Source organism: Paenibacillus xerothermodurans (assembly GCF_002220865.2).
GTDB classification, from domain to species: domain Bacteria; phylum Bacillota; class Bacilli; order Paenibacillales; family NBRC-103111; genus Paenibacillus_S; species Paenibacillus_S xerothermodurans.
In genome coordinates this window covers 38,554-58,899 of the sequence record NZ_NHRJ02000017.1, presented here as the reverse complement: position 1 = coordinate 58,899, position 20,346 = coordinate 38,554, and the positions used below count along the sequence as shown (strand labels likewise).

Genomic DNA, 20,346 nt, shown 5'->3' with positions numbered 1-20,346 from the left:
GTAATTTTTGTGGTGGGAGGCCGCCTCGCATGGCGTATCTCGTGCACAGTGTGCTTTGCGGCAGCAGATGCTTCGCTAGGATAACTAACGGCATCTGTGTTATAATGGACAGGATTTGGCGTAAAGGGGAAGATAGAATGGGAAAAGTATTTGTGTGTGACCATCCGCTGATTCAGCATAAGCTCACATTGATTCGGGACAAAGTTACCACTACGAAGGATTTTCGAGAGCTGGTGGATGAAGTCGCCACCCTTATGGCTTACGAGATTACAAGAGACATCCCTTTAGAAAAGGTGCAGGTACAAACCCCTGTTGCCACCGCCGAGTGCAATGTCATTTCAGGCCGGATGCTGGGACTCATTCCTATTTTACGTGCAGGACTTGGGATGGTGGACGGCATTCTGCAGCTGGTGCCCGCGGCCAAAGTGGGCCACATCGGATTATATCGTGATCCGCAAACCCTGGAACCGGTAGAGTATTACGCCAAACTGCCAACCGATGTACAGGAAAGGGAGTTAATCGTTATCGATCCGATGCTTGCAACAGGCGGTTCAGCGAACGCCGCGATCACCGCATTGAAAGCGAGACAGTGCACACAGATCAAGCTGATGTGTTTGATTGCCGCACCGGAAGGCGTCCAAGCCGTACAAAAAGCGCATCCGGACGTAGACATATATGTTGCAGCCATAGATGACTACTTGGACGAACATGGCTATATCATCCCTGGTCTTGGAGACGCCGGCGACCGCTTATTCGGCACCAAGTAATATGGGGCGACGACCGCGGCGACAATCACTAGTTCTTATAAAACAGGGGGAACGATCACGTGAGCAAGGAAAAAATCAAAGTAATAACGATTTTCGGTACCCGGCCGGAGGCGATCAAGATGGCGCCACTAGTACTGGAACTGCAAAAGCACCCGGAGCAGATCCAGTCACTGGTGTGCGTCACCGCGCAGCATCGTCAAATGCTTGACCAGGTGCTGGACACCTTCAACATCCAACCTGATTACGACCTTGATGTGATGAAGGACCGCCAGACCCTTAACGAGATCACGATTCGTGTGCTGCAGGGACTGGAACCAGTGTTTCGTGAAGAGAAGCCGGATCTGGTGCTCGTACACGGCGACACACTGACGACCTTTTTGGCAAGCTACGCGGCTTTCCTACAACAGATCCAGGTCGGGCACGTGGAGGCAGGCTTGCGGACATGGAACAAAATGTCCCCCTACCCGGAAGAAATGAACCGGCAATTGACCGGCGTGCTGTCGGATTTGCATTTTGCTCCTACAGATGTGTCTGCCAACAATTTGCGTAAAGAGAACAAAGCTGAATCGTCCATCTTTATCACCGGCAACACGGTCACCGATGTGTTCCAGTATACGGTGAAAGAAGGCTTCACCCATCCGGTGTTGGATTGGGCTCGCGGCAAAAAGCTGATCCTCATGACGGCCCATCGCCGAGAAGCACAGGGTGAACCTCACCGCGAGATTTTCCGTGCCGTGCGGCGTATTGCCGATGAATTTGACGATATCGCCATTGTGTATCCGGTGCATCCAAGCCCTGCCGTGAAGGAGCCTGCGCATGAAATGTTGGGCGGACATCCGCGTATCAAACTCATCGAGCCTCTGGACGTTTTGGAACTGCACAATTTATATCCGCACACACATATGATTCTAACCGACTCAGGCGGCCTGCAGGAAGAAGCTCCTTCGTTCGGGGTTCCGGTACTAGTTCTGCGCGATACGACTGAGCGGCCGGAAGGAATTGATGCAGGGATTCTGGAACTGGTCGGCACGAGTGAAGAGAAGGTGTACTCGCGGGCTCGGGCGTTGCTTATGGACCCGGTGTTATACGATAAAATGAGCCAAGCGGCTAACCCATACGGAGACGGCAAAGCGTCTGAACGTATAGTAGAAGGCATTTTGTTCCATTTTGGTCACTCTGCCGACCGGCCGAGATCATTCTAACCGTGACAATCCTATGACAAAGTTCACAGCGTACAGTTATACTGTTTGGTTTGAACGCCCGGAAAACGTTGATATTACAAGGTTTTTCTAACTTTATTACCAAAAAAAACGTCACGCATGTTAATTGACAAATGGAGCCCACGTTAGATAAAATAAATAAGGATTGTTAGGGTGTAGTCCATGAATGAGAAGGATCCATACAATCAACCTTGGCGTGCGGCTGCTTTGGTCAGTGCGTTAGGCATAGACATCGTTGCATGCACAGGAATAGGATATCTGGTAGGTAGATGGTTAGGCAGTCGGTTTGGTGATGTGAAGGCTTGGATGATTGGCGGCGTACTGGTTGGATTTGTGATCGGTATTGTGACAATCATACTGGTACTGAAAAAATTTCTGGAGGACAAACGGGAATAATGAGTGACCAGGTAAAGCCCATCGTACGAGCCGCACTGTTGTTTCTTTCTGCCCTGCTTGTTGTCTGGATCCTCATGCCGGCATATCGGACGTACACGGCCGGATTCATGCTGGGCATGGTGATCAGCCTGGTGAATGGTTGGATGCTGCTTCTCAAAATTGAAGCGCTATCCCGGACTGAACAGACCGGTAGGCGGGTTAATTTAGGGACATTGTCCAGGATGTGTATGGCAATTATTGGGGTAATGATTGCGTTAAAGTTGCCTCATCACTTCAATCTCGTTTTTACCATTATCGGCATGTTTTTCGTGCAAGTGGTAACACTTTTCATGGGTTTTATGTTAAATAAAAGAAATCCTTAGTGCATGGAAAGGGGGGAATTATCTAGTGCATGAATTTCCGGTATTACAGCTGGGTGGTTTGAATATTGATATTTCCACTTTTTTAGGCATTATCGTTTCTGGTCTAGTTGTGTTCATTCTTGCACGCTTATGCGTAAGAAACTTGTCTGTGGAAAATCCGTCCAAGTTCCAGAACTTTTTGGAATGGGTCAGCGAATTTGTACACAATCTTATTGCCAGCACCATGCCGCTGGCAAGAGCAAGAGGTTATGTCGCGCTTGGCATGACGTTGATTATGTTCATCTTCGTCAGCAACCTGCTGGGTCTCGTCTTCGGTATTGTCACGACGCATGAAGAACCGCTCACCCTGTTTGGCTACACTGTCGTTTCTGAGCAGATGATTCATGAGGCTCACGGCGATCACGGAGCCGAGGTCGCATGGTGGAAATCGCCGACTGCGGACGTATCCGTCACTTTTGGTTTGGCAGCTATCGTGTTCGTGATGACGCATTACTTGGGGCTTAAGCTGAACACGAAGCATTATCTGAAACACTACTTCGAACCGTTCTGGTTCTTCTTCCCTCTGAATATCATCAAGGAGATCTCGAAGCCGTTAACACTCGGTCTGCGTTTATATGCTAATATTTTCGCGGGTGAGGTGCTGATTGCTACGATCTTGATGGCAGGGGTTTTAGGAACGCCACTGCTTCTTGCATGGCAGGGCTTCAGTATTTTCGTAGGCGCAATTCAAGCATTCTTGTTTACGATTCTTACAATGGTTTACATTTCTCAGGCTACCGTGCATGAAGAAGGCCACTAGCATTTTACGAACTTATTCTCCGTTGCCGGCGTGATAACGCACGCTGCGAGAATAAGATCAAATATCATTTCTTATCATTCATTCCAAAACTAGTAATTATTTCGAGGAGGACTTTTATAATGGAATTTTTGGCAGCAGCTTTAGCAATCGGATTGGGCGCACTTGGCGCAGGTATTGGTAACGGTATGATCGTAAGCAGAACAGTTGAAGGTATCTCCCGTCAGCCTGAGCTGCGCGGTACATTGCAAACTACTATGTTTATCGGTGTTGGTATCGTCGAGGTAGTTCCAATTATCGGCGTAGTACTCGGATTCCTGATCTTCTTCGGTGCTTAATTCCATGACGATTAGGTTTGGCGCGGAAGGCCTAAGCCATCCACGCCTTCGTTTTGCCTGAAATCACTGAAAGGAGTGGCTTAGATGGATTGGCATTGGGAATCGTTTGTGTTTACGATCGTATCTTTTTTCGCGTTGTACTTGCTATTGAATAAATATGCTTTTGGGCCTCTGTTTAAGATTATGGAAGAGCGCAGACGCATGCTGTCTGATCAAATTACTAGCACTGAGCAAAACCGCCGCGAGGCTGAGAAGTTGATGGCTGAACAGCAGCAGGCTTTGCAGGCGGTGCGTAAAGAAGCGCAAGACATTATTGAACAAGCTCGCAAAACAAGCAGCAAGCAAGGCGAGGAAATCGTTGATCTGGCTAAATCAGAGGCGGCTCGTTTAAAAGACGAAGCGCTTAAAGATATCGATAACGAAAAGAACAAGGCTGTCGCAGCTCTGCGTAATCAAGTGAGTGCGATGTCCGTAATGATCGCTTCCAAGATTATCGAGAAGCAAGTCGACGAAAAATCTCAGGAGCAATTGGTTGAACACTACCTGAAAGAAGTAGGGGGCAATCGATGAGCCAGGACACAATTGCAGCTAAAAGATACGCGCAGGCACTGTTTGAGGTAGCCCGCGATCAAAACCGGATTGTTCAAATTGAGCAGGAGCTTGCCTCCACCATTTCCGCAATACACGATCATGCGGATTTGTATAAGCTGATTAGACATCCGGGAATCGGGGCAGATGTGAAAATCGGGCTGATCAAGCAAATCTTTGCATCCCAAATTTCAGAGCCGGTGCTCAATACTATCGGGCTTTTGATCGAAAGAAGAAGAGAAGAATCGCTAGAAGCAGTAGCGAAAGCTTATACGAAGATTGCCAGTGATGCACTGGGTTTGGCTAACGCAACCGTGTACACGGCAGTCGAGTTGACTGAGGCGGAATTGGAAAACATTAGAACCACCTTCAGTCAATTGACAGGCAAACAAATTCGTTTGGAATCGGTTCTTGATAAAAACTTACTCGGAGGCATTCAAGTACGTATAGGCGACCGTTTGTATGACGGCAGCTTGGCGGGTAAACTTGAGCGCCTGCACAAATCTTTGAATCAAACTCAAGCACTGTAGATAGGGGTGAGGAAATTTGAGTATCAGACCGGAAGAAATCAGTACGCTGATCAAACAGCAGATTGAACAATATAAAACCGACATGCAAGTTGTGGATGTAGGTACAGTTATTACGGTCGGTGACGGGGTAGCCCGCGCACACGGCCTAGAGAACGTTATGGCGGGCGAGTTGCTTGAATTCCCTAACGGCGTACTAGGCTATGCCTTTAACTTGGAAGAAAGCAATGTAGGTATCGTTATTTTGGGGCCTTACACGGACATCCGCGAAGGCGACCAAGTAAAACGTACCGGCCGCATTATGGAGGTACCGGTAGGCGATGAACTGCTGGGCCGTGTCGTGAACGCTCTGGGTCAACCAGTCGATGGCAAGGGTCCACTGAACGCAAAGAATTTCCGTGCGGTAGAATCTCCTGCACCAGGCGTTATGGCTCGTAAATCCGTTCATGAGCCAATGCAAACAGGTATTAAAGCGATCGATGCGATGGTTCCAGTTGGCCGCGGCCAACGTGAGTTGATTATCGGTGACCGTCAGACAGGTAAAACTGCGATTGCTATCGATACAATCATCAACCAAAAAGGTTCCGGTATGAAATGTATCTACGTTGCTATCGGACAAAAGCAATCCACGGTTGTTAACGTAGTGGAAACGCTGCGCAAGCACGGCGCTCTTGACTACACAATCGTAGTTACGGCAAGCTCATCCGAACCATCCCCAATGCTCTGGTTGGCTCCTTATGCCGGCTGCGCGATGGGAGAGTACTTCATGTACAAGGGTGAGCATGTGCTCATCATCTATGATGACTTGTCCAAGCAAGCTGCAGCATACCGTGAGCTTTCCTTGCTGCTTCGTCGTCCGCCGGGTCGGGAAGCTTACCCTGGTGACGTGTTCTACTTGCACTCCCGTTTGCTGGAGCGTGCTGCGAAGCTCAGCGATGAGCTGGGTGCCGGTTCCATGACCGCTCTGCCGTTCATCGAGACGCAAGCAGGCGATATCTCCGCTTACATTCCTACGAACGTAATTTCGATCACGGACGGACAGATTTTCCTTGAGTCCGACCTATTCTACTCCGGTCAGCGTCCAGCGGTTAACGTTGGTAACTCTGTTTCCCGGGTAGGGGGATCCGCGCAAACCAAAGCGATGAAAAAGGTTGCAGGTACGCTGCGTCTAGACCTTGCTCAATATCGCGAACTAGCTGCGTTCGCCCAGTTCGGATCCGACTTGGATAAAGCGACACAAACCCGTTTGAACCGCGGTGTGCGTACGCTTGAAATCTTGAAACAGGGCGTGAATCAGCCGTTGTCCATGGAGAAGCAAGTGGCTTCCCTGTTCACGGTTGTAAGAGGTCACCTTGACGAGCTTCCGGTGCAGGACGTCCGCCGTTTCGAGCAGGGCTTCCTTGCTTATCTGGAATCCAACCGTCCTGAAATCTTACAAAATATCCGCGACGCCAAAGATTTGTCGGCTGATACCGAAAAGGCTTTGGTAGATGCGATTCAACAGTTCAAAAAAGGATTCGCTCCTTCTGCATAAATAATATTGTACGGGAAACGAAGAATGCCTCTAGCTGCTCTTTACGGAGCAGCCTGATGGCATGACTGGCACGGGCATCCGTGTGGAATGTGAACACAAGGCTTTTCGAGTGAAAGCTGTTCCTTAGGGAAGGCTTCGAGAGAGAGGTGAGCAAGCAGATGGCAAAAAGTATGCGCGAAATTAAGCGGGAGATCAAATCCAAACAAAACACCAAGCAGATCACAAAAGCGATGGAAATGGTTGCTGCGTCGAGACTTAGAAGAGCACAGATGGCTGCTGAAGCAGCGCGTCCGTACGCGGATAAGCTGAAGGAAGTGGTCGCCAGCATTGCAGCAGGCACCAAAGGCGTGAAGCACCCAATGCTGCAGAAGCGTGAGATCAAGAAAACGGCTTACTTGGTAGTGACTTCTGATCGTGGTCTAGCCGGCGGTTACAACGCTAACGTACTGCGCAAGGTGATGGCGGAGATCAAAGAAAAGCATAGCTCGCCGAACGAGTATGCAGTCTTTGTGATCGGCCGTAAGGGAAGAGATTTTTTCCGCAAGCGTAATATTGAGATAGTTGAAGAAGTTACGGGGCTTTCCGATTCGCCGTCTTTTTCTGATATCAAAGCGGTTGCCGCTGCAGCGGTAAAAAACTATGAACTAGGTTCATATGATCGGCTGTATCTGGTATACAACAGATTTATGAATGCCATCTCCCAAATTCCTACCGTTAAGCAGTTATTGCCAATGGAGGACATTGGCGGCACGGCAGCAGCTAATTATGAGTATGAGCCTTCACCGGAGGGCGTACTGGAAGTGCTTCTGCCTAAGTATGCTGAAACGCTAGTTTATAGTGCGGTTTTGGAAGGAAAAGCGAGTGAGTTCGGAGCTAGAATGACGGCGATGAACAATGCTACGAAAAACGCGACAAAGATGATCAATGGATTGACATTATCATATAACCGGGCGCGTCAGGCCAGTATCACGCAAGAGATTTCCGAGATCGTGGCTGGTGCAAACGCACAAGGATAATGTTTCGTATGGTTCATAGGTAATCAAAGGAGGGAAAACAGTGAACAAAGGACGCGTTGTGAATATTACAGGTCCTGTTGTCGACATCGAGTTTGACCGTGGACAACTACCTGAGATTTTGAATGCTATCAAAATCGATATAAAAGCTGAAAAAGAAGGCGAACGCGACGTTCAACTAACTGTTGAAGCCGCAGTTCATTTAGGCGATAATCTGGTTCGCTGTGTAGCGATGTCCACCACCGACGGTTTGATTCGTGGTGCGGAAGCGATCGACACAGGCGCAGCAATCACAGTTCCTGTAGGGGCGGCAACATTAGGCCGCGTATTTAACGTTCTGGGCGACCCTATTGACGGAGTTAACGAGGTAGATCGCACTATCTCTAGCCCAATCCACAAGAACGCTCCAGCGTTCGAGGATCTGTCCACCCAAGCGGAGATTCTGGAAACCGGTATTAAGGTTATCGACCTGATGGCGCCATATGCTAAGGGTGGTAAAATCGGTTTGTTCGGCGGTGCGGGTGTTGGTAAAACCGTTACGATGCAGGAATTGATCCACAACATTGCTTCCGAGCATGGTGGTATCTCTGTATTTGCCGGCGTGGGCGAGAGAACACGTGAAGGTAACGACTTGTACCATGAGATGAAAGAATCTGGCGTTATCACTAAAACAGCGATGGTGTTTGGTCAGATGAACGAGCCACCGGGTGCCCGTCTGCGTGTTGCCTTGTCCGGCTTGACAATGGCGGAATACTTCCGTGATGAAGAAGGCCGCGACGTGCTTCTGTTTATTGATAACATCTTCCGCTTTACTCAAGCGGGTTCTGAAGTATCGGCTCTGCTAGGCCGTATGCCTTCCGCGGTAGGTTATCAGCCAACACTGGCTACGGAGATGGGTCAATTGCAAGAGCGGATTACGTCTACTAAGAAAGGTTCCGTAACGTCCATTCAAGCGATCTACGTGCCTGCGGATGACTATACGGACCCGGCTCCAGCGACGGCGTTTGCCCACTTGGATGCCACAACGAACTTGGAGCGTAGTATTGCTGCCATGGGTATTTTCCCAGCGGTGGATCCGTTGGCATCATCTTCCCGTATCTTGACTCCTGAGATTCTTGGCGAAGAGCATTACAACGTAGCTCAAGGCGTCAAGAAAATTTTGCAGCGTTACAAAGAATTGCTGGACATTATCGCGATTCTGGGTATGGATGAGTTGTCTGATGAAGACAAATTGGTAGTACACCGTGCTAGACGGATTCAATTGTTCTTGTCTCAGCCGCTTCACGTAGCCGAGGCGTTCAACGGTATCCCTGGACTTTACGTGCCTGTTAAAGAAACTGTACGCAGCTTCAAAGAGATTCTGGAAGGCAAGCACGACGATCTGCCTGAACCGGCATTCCACAACGTTGGTACTATCGAGCAAGCAATCGAAAAGGCGAAAACTCTGTAATACAGAACGACGCCTTCACAAATGGGCTTACTCCGGTAAGCTCATACAACGTACGAAGTGGAGTTTGCCCCGACGAACTCAGCGACTCATTGTCTGACGGCATACCTCGAGGGAAGCCTCAAACAATGATTACAAAGTGGGTTTGCGCAGCAAACTTTTAGGAGGAGTCCAAGTGAGTACTTTCCTATTGGAAATTGTTACGCCTGAACGTAAAGTGTACGCTGAGGAAGTGGACATGATTATCGTGAAAGGCACAGAAGGTGAGCTTGGTATTCTGCCGAATCACATTCCTTTGGTTACTCCATTGAAAGTAGCCCCAGTCACCGTGAAAAAGAACCGTACGGATGAATACATCGCGGTGAACGGCGGTTTTATGGAAGTCCGCAAAGACAAAGTGGTTATTTTGGCGGAAAGTGCCGAGCTGCCGGAGCAAATAGATATTGAACGTGCGAAGCAAGCTAAGGCGCGCGCTGAAGAGCGCCTTGCTTCTAAGAAACGCGAATTTGACGCCAAACGTGCAGAACTGGCACTGCAGCGGGCGATCAATCGCATCGAAGTATTCGGAAGAAAATAGTCTTTTATCTGCAAAAAATGGCGGAGGAACCTGGTTCTTTCGCTTTTTTTGTTGCAGGAAAATATTAGACACTTAACCAGCCATTTGATATAATTGTCTGAGCATTAATGAGTGTAAGTTATGTGATCGATCAGGTTTCTTTATATATGGACGGCCTCAGAAATGATCACTTGAGTACGCTTACAAGCTTTCATGAACGAGACCCTCACAACGTGAACCCATCATCACATGGCGCACCTGGAAGGAACCTTTATCATTGTGGGAGGCGATTCGTTTACGATGTACATCAACAGTTACGTGGTCGTATCCATTTTTCTGATCCTTGGGGTACTGCTTCCGATTGTAGCGCTGACGGCAGGCCGGTTACTTCGTCCCCACAAGCCGGTGGAAGAGAAGTACACCACTTATGAAAGCGGAAACGAACCGGTCGGTGAAAGCCATGTACGGTTCAATATCCGTTATTATCTGTTTGCACTGATGTTCGTCATTTTTGATGTAGAAACTGTATTTTTGTATCCGTGGGCCGTTGCGTATAAGCAATTAGGCTTGTTTGCGCTTGTTGAAATGTGTATTTTCATCGGATTACTGTTAGTCGGATTAATATATGCCTGGAAAAAGAAGGTGCTGCAATGGACCTCAATTTAGAGTCAATCGCACTGGCAGACAGACGGGAGCTTGAGCGCAACGTATTTATGACTACGCTGGAACAGGTCAAGGCTTGGGCGAGAAGCAACTCTTTGTGGCCGCTGACCTTTGGTTTGGCGTGCTGTGCGATCGAAATGATGGGAACCGGGGCTTCACATTATGATTTGGACCGGTTCGGCGTAATATTCAGAACGTCACCACGTCAATCGGATGTAATGATCGTTGCCGGTACGGTGACAAAGAAGATGGCTCCCCTGCTGCGCCGTTTGTACGATCAGATGCCCGAGCCGAAGTGGGTGATCGCCATGGGTTCCTGTGCCACCGCAGGCGGCCCATACGTGAAGTCTTACGCGGTTGTAAAAGGTGTGGATCAGGTCGTGCCTGTCGACGTATATATCCCGGGTTGTCCACCGAATCCTGCTGCACTCATCTATGGGATCAACAAGCTCCAGGAAAAAATTCGTTATGAAGCTAAAACCGGTAAGCAGGTGACGAACCGATGAGCGATGATAACCGCAAAGACACATCACAGGCGGCGGTACCATCTCCAACTGAAGAACAAGCAACAGCAACGGAAGAGCAAGCATCGCCGGCCATTACCGGCAAAGAACCATCCCCTGCTACGCAAAAAGCCTCTTCGCCCACTAGTGCCAGCTCGTCCGTACCAACCGGAGCACAAGCATCGCCAGCGGGAGCATCGCGCAGCGACGCGGAAAAGGAAGCCAAAGCTAAGGCCGCTGCCGAGGCCCGTGCCGCACGTGCCAATGCGAGGGCGAAGAAGAGCGAGGAGGCGGAGGACGCTGCCCCTAAAGAGCCATCTCCGCTCCAGCCGCGACTCGATTATTTTGTAAAGCTGCTGAGGGAATCATTAGGCGAGGATTGTGTGGAAGACGCTTTTATCAACGAGAAAGACGCACATTTGCCGTGTGTGATTCTTGAAAACAGCAAATGGCTGGCAGCGGCCGAGCTGTTGAAGGACCATAGCGAGTTGCAGTTCAACTATTTGCGCAACGTGTCGGGCGTCGACTACGAAACACACATGGAAGTGGTTTACCACCTGCTGTCATTAGTGAGCAAGCACGAACTTTGTGTAAAGGTGAAAACGGAACGTGAAGCTGCCTCCGTGCCTTCCGTGACCCCGGTTTGGCCTACAGCAAACTGGAATGAACGCGAAATATACGATCTGCTTGGCATCGACTTCCCGGGACATCCGGATTTGAGAAGAATCATGATGTCCGATGATTGGGTTGGTCATCCATTGCGCAAGGACTATCAACCGCTTGACCCGGAGGTGTAGAGTGTCTTGATTAGAACGGAAGAACTGCTGTTGAACGTAGGCCCTCAGCATCCGAGTACCCATGGCGTATTTAGAGTCGTGGTCAAGCTCGATGGTGAAATCATTACGCATGCCGATCCGGTTATGGGTTATTTACATAGGGGCACGGAAAAGCTAGCGGAAAATCTAAATTATACTCAGATCATTCCATACACCGACCGGATGGATTATGTGTCGGCCATGACAAACAATTACGTTCTGGTTCATGCGGTGGAAAAACTGGTGGGGTTGGAAATACCGGAGCGAGCTGAATTTTTGAGGGTCATAGTGATGGAGCTGCAGCGTGTGGCAAGCCACTTGGTGTGGTGGGGCACCTATTTGTTAGATATCGGTGCTATGAGTCCGTTTTTATTCGCATTCCGCGACCGTGAAATCATAATTAATTTATTCAATGAGCTGTGCGGCGCACGTTTAACATATAACTATATGCGAGTGGGCGGGGTGAAGTGGGACGCACCGGAAGGCTGGATAGAAAAAGTCCGCCAGTTTATTCCACATATGAGGGCTAGATTAGACGAGTACGGGGACTTGGTGAGCGGTAATGAAATCTTCCTCGCCCGTATCAAGGGAGTGGGGAAATACGACGCGGAAACGGCCATCGCATACGGGCTGAGTGGTGCCAACCTCCGCTGCACGGGCGTGCAATGGGATATCAGGAAGGACCAACCGTATAGTCTGTATGAGCGGTTCGAGTTTGATGTGCCGACTGGCGTCAATGGCGACTGCTATGACCGCTACCTGTTACGATTCGAAGAGATGAGACAGTCACTGCGCATCCTGGAGCAGGCGGTGGAACAGTTTCCGGCCGAAGGCGAGACGATGGGGAAAGTGCCGCGTGTGCTGCGTGCACCGGAAGGTGAAGTATACGCACGTGTTGAATCGCCTCGCGGCGAAATCGGCTGCTACATTGTGTCCAAGGGTAAGGATAAACCCTACCGTTTAAAATTCCGCAGGCCTTCCTTTGTCAATTTACAGATTCTCCCTAAGCTGCTGGTTGGAGAAACCATGACCAACCTGATTACAATACTCGGAGGCATTGATATTGTGGTCGGGGAGGTGGACTGCTAAATGGCGGATTTATTGCAGCAGCAGTTGACTTGGTCGAATTTTGCGATCTTTTTTGCCTGGGGCGTCGTCGTACTGATGGTAGTGCTGGGATTTGTGACGTATGCGATCTACTTTGAACGTAAGGTCATTGGGTGGATGCAGCTGCGGGTTGGGCCCAATCGGGTGGGTCCGCTCGGACTTTTACAAAGTGTAGCGGACGTATTGAAGCTGCTGCTGAAAGAAGACACCATACCGCACAAGGCTGAGAAGGAACTGTTTATTTTAGCACCCGTGATCACGTTTGTGCCGGCATTCGCAGTCATCGCAGTGATCCCTTTCACCGGCACGCTGTTCAGCACCGATATGGACGTTGGTCTACTGTACTACGTGGCGTTGTCAGGCATATCTACTATCGGCATCGTATTAGGCGGCTGGGCGTCGAACAACAAATATGCCCTAATAGGAGGTATGCGCTCAGCTGCGCAGATGATCAGCTATGAAATACCTCTTGTGATATCTGTGATCGGAGTTATTATGATGACGGGCAGCCTCAATCTCAACGTGATCGCCGAGGCACAAGCAGGCGGGTTCTGGCACTGGAATTTCCTTCCTCAACTCATCGGATTCGTCGTGTTTGTGATTGCAGGGGTGTCTGAATTGAACCGGACGCCTTTCGATTTGCCGGAAGCGGAGTCCGAGCTAGTCGCAGGCTACCATGTGGAGTACAGCGGCTTCCGATTCGCCTTCTTCATGTTGGCAGAGTACGTGTACGTGTTCGCTATCGCAGGTCTGACAACCACTTTGTTCTTAGGTGGATGGCATGCACCGTTTCCGTTTCTAGAGTTTATACCGGGAATTGTGTGGTTTTTATTGAAGTTTTCGGCTATCGTGTTCTTCTTGTTCTGGATACGCGCCACTCTCCCGCGTATACGCGTGGATCAGTTGATGGGGTTAGGGTGGAAGGTGCTGCTGCCGCTCGCCCTGGTGAACATTTTTGTGACCGCTGCCTACATGAGTGTCGGACCGATGCTTTCAGTGTATTTCCTCAAATAATGCTCTTGGAAAGGGTGAGAAGACATGAAAGGCATAGTCAAAGGACTGGGCGTAACCCTGAAAAGCATGACACAGAAAAAAGTCACCTACGCTTACCCCGACGTTCCGCTTGAAATGCCTGACCGTTTCCGCGGAATACAGCATTTTGATCCGGACAAATGTATAGTTTGCAACCAGTGCGCTCGAATATGTCCGACGGAGTGTATTACATTGACCGGAAAGCCTAACCCGGACCCCGAGAAAAAAGGTAAGGTCATCGACACTTATGACATTAACTTTGAGATATGCATTTTGTGTGATCTATGTACGGAAGTGTGCCCCACCGAAGCCATTGTGATGACCAACAACTTCGAATTAAGCGCGTACAGCCGGGATGATTTATTCAAAAACCTAGAGTGGTTGAATGACAACAATGTGAACGTCAGGAAGGAAAACAATTCAGCTCTGCCGAAAGGTGGGGCAAAATAATCATGCTGGCGAACATCGTAGCTTTCTTATCCAGCGGGGAAAACGTCACCTTTTTCATCTTCGCCCTTCTCGCCATAGGCGGCTCCATCTTCATGCTCAGCTTCACCAAAGTTGTCCACATGGTGCTGGCGCTCGCGGTGGCGTTTATCAGCTTGGCCGGCTTATATGTGCTGCTGGATGCCGAGTTTGTCGCCTTTGTGCAAGTGTTGATATATGCCGGCGCCATTTCCATCCTAATGATTTTCGGGATCATGATGACGAAGCATCAGGGAGAAGAGGAAGAGCCCAAGCGTCCGGTGTATAACACATTGCTTTTTATCGGAGCGGCCGGACTATTCGGTATTCTGTTCTATGCGATTCAAACGGTTAATTTATCCCCGGGGGAATTTGAGGCCCCACAGGATAATACCATGGAGATAGGCAAGCTGTTATTTAACCAGCATGTCATACCTTTCGAGCTGATGTCGGTACTGCTGACGGTGGCCTTTATCGGTGCTATCGTGGTAGCCAAACGAGAGGAGGATTGATCAGGATGGAATTGGCCACTCCGTATTTGACGCTTGCAGCGATTTTGTTTTGTATAGGGCTGTATGGGGCTTTGTCCAAAAAGAATGCGGTGATCGTACTGTTATCCATCGAGCTGATGCTCAACGCCGTGAATCTAAATCTGGTTGCCTTCTCCAAATTCAGCGTACAACCCGGGATGTCCGGTCAGATCTTTTCTCTGTTCAGCATGACGGTGGCGGCGGCCGAGGCCGCTGTAGGGGTTGCAATTTTGATTGCATGGTATCGTAATCGGGCGACAGCCGATGTCAATGAAATGAACTCGTTGAAACGGTAGCCATGCCGCTAGTACATTCAATTAGTCGCTTACGGCAGATATCCCGGTGCAAGCTGAGAATAGCTGTGTATAGTAAGCTCGGTAAAGCAAGCGAAATAATACTATGCATGTGAGCTTGCCCGGGGTGATCTGAGCAACGCATTAGTGGTAAGCTTGGCTTTGAGCAAGCTCGGAGGAGGACAGAAATACATGATATCGGCCTACTCGCAGTACGCCTGGCTCATCCCTTTGTTTCCTTTGTTATCATTCTTAATTTTAACGGCCATTGGGCGTCAACTAAAGGAACTTGGGGCTTACATCAGCATTACTGCCGTATTCGCTTCGTTTATCGTGTCTCTGCTGGTTTTTGCGGAACGACTTAGCGGGCAGATCGAAGACTACACATGGAACAAACTGCTGTGGCTGCAGCTAGACACGGCTTCCTTGAACTTCGGCTTCGAAATAACCAACCTGAATGCACTAATGCTTGTGATCGTTACTCTTGTCAGCTTGTTGGTTAACCTGTATGCCAGAGGTTACATGCACGGCGATGAACGAATCAATGTGTTTTTCGCTTATATTGCATTGTTCACGTTCTCTATGTTGGGGCTGGTCATATCTGAAAACCTGGTTCAGTTGTACATATTTTGGGAGCTGGTAGGCGTGTGTTCCTTTCTGTTGGTTGGTTTCTGGTACCACAAACCGGAAGCCCGTGCGGCAGCGAAAAAGGCTTTTATTGTCACCAGGATAGGGGATGTCGGCCTGCTCATCGCGATTCTGCTGCTTTTCTGGGCAATGCCCAATCATGCTCTCGATTTTAGCTCCATCCATAACGCTTTCAGCACGGGAAAAATTCCGCCGGATATTGCGACATGGATTGCAATTTTGATCTTTGTTGGTGCGGCGGGCAAATCAGGTCAATTTCCGCTGCACACCTGGCTGCCTGATGCCATGGAAGGTCCGACTCCGATCAGTGCCCTAATCCATGCGGCGACAATGGTTGCAGCAGGCGTATATCTAGTGGCACGCACGTTCGACATATTTCTGGCGTCGCCGGTCGCGTTAACGGTGGTTGCCTGCGTTGGGGCGTTCACTGCTATTTTCGCAGCGACTATCGGGACAGTGCAGAATGATATCAAACGCATTCTCGCATATTCTACCGTCAGCCAACTCGGATATATGATGATGGCTCTCGGCATCGGCACAACAGTTGCCTACACTGCCGGGATATTTCATTTGTTCACGCATGCGTTCTTTAAGGCACTGCTGTTCCTAGGGGCGGGCAGCGTAATCCACGCCGTGCATACTCAGGACATTCACGCGATGGGCGGGCTCGGCCGCAAAATGAAAATTACCGCGTGGACATTCGGTATCGGCGCGCTGGCGATAGCGGGAATACCTCCGTTGTCCGGCTTTTGGTCGAAGGATACGATTTTGACGGAAGCCTATACGCATAACCAGCTGTTGTTCTGGGTAGGGCTAATCGCCGCATGTTTCACCGCGTTCTATATGTCCAGGCTATTTTTTCTCGTCTTCTTAGGCAAACCGCGCCATCAAAGTCATGTGCACGAGTCGCCAGCCACTATGACCATTCCGCTTATTATTCTAGCCGTGCTAGCCGTCGTGGCAGGATTTGTGTTCACCCCATTCAATCCGTGGCTGGGCACGTGGTTAACGGGAGACGCCGCAGAGGAGCACGCCAATGTCGCGGTTATGGTGTTATCTACGCTGGCCGGTGTTCTCGGCATTGGGCTCGGGTACATGGTGTACGTCAAACGTTCAATCCCCGCCGATGCGGTCTCCGCTCGTGCGCCCTGGCTTTACCGACTGCTGCATCGCAAGTATTACATTGATGAGCTTTACGACGCGGTGATTGTCAGACCTTTGGCGGGGCTCGGGTCGCTTCTGCATTTGTTTGACACCTATGTGGTAGATGGCGTAGTCCGGCTTGCGAGTTATTCGGTGGTCGGTATCGGCAAATTAGGCTCCCGTCTGCAGAACGGTCATTTGCAAACATACGGCTTGGCGACCCTGCTTGGTATGGTCATTCTGATCTTGGCTGTGGCGGGAAGGAGGTTTATCAATGCCGAATGACATTTATATCCTGTCACTGATTGCTTTCTCTCCAATGCTCGGAGTACTCGTACTTATGTTTATACCTCAGCATTGGGGGAAGTGGATCAGAACGATCGCCATTGTCACCACATTGATTCCCTTAACGTTATCGGCGTGGTTGTATGCCGCTTTCAATCCTGAGCTGGTTGGAATGCAATTCAAAGAAGAAGCGGCATGGATTCACGTACCCCTGAATCACGAAGTGGGCGGCCTGAATCAATTGACATCGTTTTTCTTCGAGTTTCAATACAATATGGCAGTCGATGGACTCTCATTGCCGCTAGTCTTTCTTACCGCTCTGGTGAGCACGATGGCAGCTGTTGCCTCCGTCTACATCAAAAAAAGGTGGAAAACGTACTACATCTTGTTTCTGCTCCTCGAGACTGGGATGTTCGGCGTGTTTATGGCTCAGGATCTGTTTTTATTTTTCGTATTCTTTGAAGTGACACTAATCCCGATGTTCTTTCTGATCGGCATTTGGGGTTATATAGATCGGGAAAAGGCGGCAAATAAATTCCTCATCTACAACGGGCTTGGTTCCGCAATTATGTTAGTAGCTTTCTTGATTCTCGTCAGCACGGCCGGCTTCAAAGATTCCGCGGAGACAGGAACCCTGTTTTATACCGGTGATCTAAGCGTTATTACGCATAATTTGTTCGGCGAAGCAGCCTCTTACGTGAACCAACCCGACCTAGGGGGGACGCCGAATCCGTTTTATTTGAGCGATGCAATGAAATGGTCATTGTTCATTATGTTGTTGGTTGCTTTCGGAATTAAACTTCCGATTTTTCCGTTCCACACGTGGATGCTTAAAGTGCATACGGAAGCGCCACCGCCCATCGTTATGATTCATTCCGGTGTTTTGCTGAAAATGGGTGCATACGGGATGATACGATTTGGGGTGCTGTTGTTTCCCGAGCAGGCAGCGCAGTGGGCCACCGTATTAGGCGTATTAGGCGTGATCAATATTTTGTACGGTGCGGTATTGGCATTGGTACAAAAGGATTTCAAACTGGTACTCGCCTATTCCAGTATAAGCCACATGGGTATTGTGCTCTTAGGGATTGCGGCATTTAACTCGATCGGCCTGCAAGGCGCTATCTTCCAATTGGTATCCCACGGGCTGATCTCCGCGTTGATGTTTTTGCTGGTTGGCGCTATCTATGAACGAACGCAAACCTCCATGCTCGACGAAATGGGCGGCTTAGCCAAAAGCGTCCCATTTATCTCAGGCATTCTTCTTCTTGCCGGGATGGCCTCGCTGGGGCTCCCGGGCTTATCCGGTTTTGTTAGTGAATTTCTGGCGTTTGTAGGCTTGTTTCAGACCGCGAAAGTGATTACCATCATCGGTACGCTTGGTGTGATACTGACGGCGGTGTATGTGCTCCGGGGTGTGCTCAGCATCACATATGGCCCCCTGAAGCAGCAGCAGGACAGTATGCGCGACGCACGGCTGGTAGAGGCCATCCCCATGGTGACCCTTGCCGCATTTATCCTTGTGCTTGGTATTTACCCAGCGGTGCTGAACGACCCGCTGCAGCAAACGGTGAGCAGCGTTGATCAATTTATCCAAAGCATCGCTAAGATAGGAGGTTAGGCCGGTGGATCAACTACGGCTCCAATGGAGCGACCTGGGATATATGGCACCGGAGCTGACTCTGGTCATCGCTGCTGTGGTATTGTCATTGATCGACCTCGTGCTCCCAAAGCAGGTGAACCGCTCTTTACTGGGCTGGCTCTCCCTGGTTGGCATCATTATCTCTACCCTTTTCGTCATCAGCGCACTCAATCCGGCTGAGCCGAAGCATCTGCTTGATTACAGCTACCGGGTCGATGATTTCGCCAATATCATGAAACTTGTCCTGCTGGCAGGCGTCGGCCTGGTAACATTTATGAGTATCGGCGCGGTTCGGCAAGAGGAAGTACCGCATGTCGGAGAGTATTATTACATGCTGCTGCCGGCGACAGTAGGGGGTATGATCATGGCCTCCTCAGGAGATTTGATTACGCTGTTTGTCGGCCTGGAGTTGCTAAGCATTACGTCTTACATTTTGGTAGCCATGCGCAAAAAAGATATTCGGGCCAATGAAGGTGCGTTTAAATATATCGTGCTCGGAGGTATTTCCTCGGCAATAATCTTGTACGGCATGTCCTTTTTATACGGCATCTCAGGTTCGACAAATTTAGCCGAAATCAACACTGCCCTGGGGCAAAACGCTGCTGATGCAATGCCCTTCATCTACGTCTCGTTCTTTCTGCTGCTCGCCGGATTTGCTTTCAAAGTCGCTGCAGCGCCGTTTCATATGTGGGCGCCGGATGTATATCAGGGGGCCGCGACCCCTATCACGGCATTTCTAGCTGTCGTGTCCAAAGGTGCGGCATTTGCGATTTTATTCCGTGTGTTGTACGGCGTGTATGGAATAGGCGCACTGATGGAACACCCGCTTCATAAGGATGTTTTGCTGTCATTAATGATCGTGGCGGCAGTGGGGATGATACTCGGTAATTTCATCGCGCTGCGTCAGACTAATTTGAAACGTCTGCTCGCCTATTCCGGAATCGCCAATTCCGGCTATCTGCTTGTGCCTATTGCTATCCAGTTTTCGATGGTCCATTACTCGAACTTTTCGGAATTTGCTTTTTATCTGATCGCGTACCTCTTTATGAATATTGGTATATTTGCCGTGGTCATGGTGTTGGAACGGTCGACGGGGGAAGAGCACATCAATGGACTGGCCGGGCTATACTATCGGGCGCCGGGCCTCGCGGTGGCTACTGTACTGCTGGTGTTATCTTTAGCGGGGCTGCCTCTGTCGGGCGGATTTTTCGGTAAATTGTACATCATGCTGGGGACCGTGCAGACTCACAATTATTGGTTGGCTGCCGTGTTGATCGGCACCAGCGTTGTATCGTTTTACTACTATTTCGGTTTGATTCGTCAGATGTTCATGCGTAGCGACTTTCAATCGCGTCCGGTGTCGGCAACATGGCAGTTGGCTATCACCATATGGTTGTGCGCCGGCGTCAGCGTGCTGTTGGGCGTGATACCGCACTGGGTGTTAGGGTGGATAGAAGGAATTTTCTCATTGACCCAGGACTTGTTCTTTCTCAGCTAAGCTTAGAGATTGTCGTTAAAAGAGACAGTGCTGTCAGTCTCTTTTGCGACCGCGATGGTCGTAAGTTACCATTGTTGTCAGGCCTCACGCCGGCTGCAATGGTGTATAATCAAGCTCAGAGGGTCCGCACAAGGCGGAAGCCGCTGAGCTTTTCTTCATGTTACGAAACTGCTGCCCTGGC

General features: G+C 49.7%; 23 protein-coding genes. All 23 read left to right on the top strand.

From position 1 onward, the window contains the following. Positions 1-137: 137 nt before the first annotated feature. The 23 genes from upp (at position 138) to CBW46_RS18645 (ending at position 20,165) form a co-directional block, all read left to right on the top strand. Positions 138-767 carry a uracil phosphoribosyltransferase gene (upp, locus tag CBW46_RS18755; protein ID WP_089201501.1) on the top strand — a complete coding sequence of 210 codons (630 nt, stop codon included), beginning with the start codon at positions 138-140 and terminating at the stop codon, positions 765-767. A gap of 59 nt (positions 768-826) precedes the next feature. Beyond that, the gene (gene wecB, locus CBW46_RS18750) at positions 827-1,969 is read left to right on the top strand and encodes a non-hydrolyzing UDP-N-acetylglucosamine 2-epimerase (protein WP_279386475.1); all 1,143 of its coding nucleotides are present in this window, start codon (positions 827-829) and stop codon (positions 1,967-1,969) included. Positions 1,970-2,149: 180 nt separating this feature from the next. Further along, on the top strand, positions 2,150-2,383 hold the full coding sequence (locus CBW46_RS18745) for an AtpZ/AtpI family protein (protein ID WP_089201500.1): 234 nt from the start codon (positions 2,150-2,152) through the stop codon (positions 2,381-2,383). Further along, on the top strand, positions 2,383-2,745 hold the full coding sequence (locus tag CBW46_RS18740) for an ATP synthase subunit I (RefSeq protein ID WP_089201499.1): 363 nt from the start codon (positions 2,383-2,385) through the stop codon (positions 2,743-2,745). The genes CBW46_RS18745 and CBW46_RS18740 overlap by 1 nt, the downstream gene beginning before the upstream one ends. 25 nt (positions 2,746-2,770) lie before the next feature. Then, the gene (atpB, locus tag CBW46_RS18735; protein ID WP_089201498.1) at positions 2,771-3,544 is read left to right on the top strand and encodes a F0F1 ATP synthase subunit A; all 774 of its coding nucleotides are present in this window, start codon (positions 2,771-2,773) and stop codon (positions 3,542-3,544) included. A gap of 119 nt (positions 3,545-3,663) precedes the next feature. After that, the gene (gene atpE, locus CBW46_RS18730; RefSeq protein ID WP_089201497.1) at positions 3,664-3,879 is read left to right on the top strand and encodes a F0F1 ATP synthase subunit C; all 216 of its coding nucleotides are present in this window, start codon (positions 3,664-3,666) and stop codon (positions 3,877-3,879) included. Positions 3,880-3,963: 84 nt separating this feature from the next. Next, a complete protein-coding gene (atpF, locus tag CBW46_RS18725) occupies positions 3,964-4,449 on the top strand; it encodes a F0F1 ATP synthase subunit B (RefSeq protein WP_089201496.1) in 486 nt (161 codons plus the stop codon). Then, on the top strand, positions 4,446-4,997 hold the full coding sequence (locus CBW46_RS18720) for a F0F1 ATP synthase subunit delta (RefSeq protein ID WP_089201495.1): 552 nt from the start codon (positions 4,446-4,448) through the stop codon (positions 4,995-4,997). Before atpF ends, CBW46_RS18720 begins: the two co-directional genes overlap by 4 nt. A 16-nt stretch (positions 4,998-5,013) precedes the next feature. Further along, entirely contained in the window at positions 5,014-6,528 is a 1,515-nt protein-coding gene (gene atpA, locus CBW46_RS18715; RefSeq protein ID WP_089201494.1) for a F0F1 ATP synthase subunit alpha, read from the top strand. 158 nt (positions 6,529-6,686) lie between these two features. After that, on the top strand, positions 6,687-7,544 hold the full coding sequence (atpG, locus tag CBW46_RS18710; RefSeq protein WP_089201493.1) for an ATP synthase F1 subunit gamma: 858 nt from the start codon (positions 6,687-6,689) through the stop codon (positions 7,542-7,544). Between the two features lie 40 nt (positions 7,545-7,584). Beyond that, positions 7,585-8,991, top strand: coding sequence for a F0F1 ATP synthase subunit beta (gene atpD / locus CBW46_RS18705; RefSeq protein WP_089201492.1), 1,407 nt, complete (start codon positions 7,585-7,587; stop codon positions 8,989-8,991). Positions 8,992-9,163: 172 nt separating this feature from the next. Further along, complete coding sequence (locus CBW46_RS18700; RefSeq protein WP_089201491.1) at positions 9,164-9,565, top strand: F0F1 ATP synthase subunit epsilon; 402 nt, start codon at positions 9,164-9,166, stop codon at positions 9,563-9,565. Positions 9,566-9,844: 279 nt separating this feature from the next. After that, the gene (locus CBW46_RS18695; protein ID WP_089201490.1) at positions 9,845-10,210 is read left to right on the top strand and encodes an NADH-quinone oxidoreductase subunit A; all 366 of its coding nucleotides are present in this window, start codon (positions 9,845-9,847) and stop codon (positions 10,208-10,210) included. Then, positions 10,195-10,713: a NuoB/complex I 20 kDa subunit family protein gene (locus CBW46_RS18690; RefSeq protein ID WP_089201489.1), complete on the top strand. Its 519-nt coding sequence runs from the start codon at positions 10,195-10,197 to the stop codon at positions 10,711-10,713. Before CBW46_RS18695 ends, CBW46_RS18690 begins: the two co-directional genes overlap by 16 nt. After that, entirely contained in the window at positions 10,710-11,507 is a 798-nt protein-coding gene (locus CBW46_RS18685; protein WP_089201488.1) for an NADH-quinone oxidoreductase subunit C, read from the top strand. Before CBW46_RS18690 ends, CBW46_RS18685 begins: the two co-directional genes overlap by 4 nt. Before the next feature lie 6 nt (positions 11,508-11,513). Continuing rightward, positions 11,514-12,614, top strand: a complete 1,101-nt coding sequence (locus tag CBW46_RS18680; RefSeq protein ID WP_089201487.1) for an NADH-quinone oxidoreductase subunit D — start codon at positions 11,514-11,516, stop codon at positions 12,612-12,614. After that, positions 12,615-13,646: an NADH-quinone oxidoreductase subunit NuoH gene (gene nuoH, locus CBW46_RS18675; RefSeq protein ID WP_089201486.1), complete on the top strand. Its 1,032-nt coding sequence runs from the start codon at positions 12,615-12,617 to the stop codon at positions 13,644-13,646. 24 nt (positions 13,647-13,670) lie between these two features. Beyond that, a complete protein-coding gene (nuoI, locus tag CBW46_RS18670) occupies positions 13,671-14,114 on the top strand; it encodes an NADH-quinone oxidoreductase subunit NuoI (protein ID WP_089201485.1) in 444 nt (147 codons plus the stop codon). A gap of 2 nt (positions 14,115-14,116) precedes the next feature. After that, entirely contained in the window at positions 14,117-14,641 is a 525-nt protein-coding gene (locus tag CBW46_RS18665; protein ID WP_089201484.1) for an NADH-quinone oxidoreductase subunit J, read from the top strand. A 5-nt stretch (positions 14,642-14,646) separates the two neighbouring features. Further along, a complete protein-coding gene (gene nuoK, locus CBW46_RS18660; protein ID WP_089201483.1) occupies positions 14,647-14,955 on the top strand; it encodes an NADH-quinone oxidoreductase subunit NuoK in 309 nt (102 codons plus the stop codon). Between the two features lie 189 nt (positions 14,956-15,144). Then, complete coding sequence (gene nuoL, locus CBW46_RS18655) at positions 15,145-17,028, top strand: NADH-quinone oxidoreductase subunit L (RefSeq protein ID WP_089201482.1); 1,884 nt, start codon at positions 15,145-15,147, stop codon at positions 17,026-17,028. Further along, on the top strand, positions 17,018-18,646 hold the full coding sequence (locus CBW46_RS18650) for a complex I subunit 4 family protein (RefSeq protein ID WP_089201481.1): 1,629 nt from the start codon (positions 17,018-17,020) through the stop codon (positions 18,644-18,646). Before nuoL ends, CBW46_RS18650 begins: the two co-directional genes overlap by 11 nt. 43 nt (positions 18,647-18,689) lie before the next feature. Then, a complete protein-coding gene (locus tag CBW46_RS18645; RefSeq protein ID WP_089201529.1) occupies positions 18,690-20,165 on the top strand; it encodes an NADH-quinone oxidoreductase subunit N in 1,476 nt (491 codons plus the stop codon). Positions 20,166-20,346 lie beyond the last annotated feature (181 nt).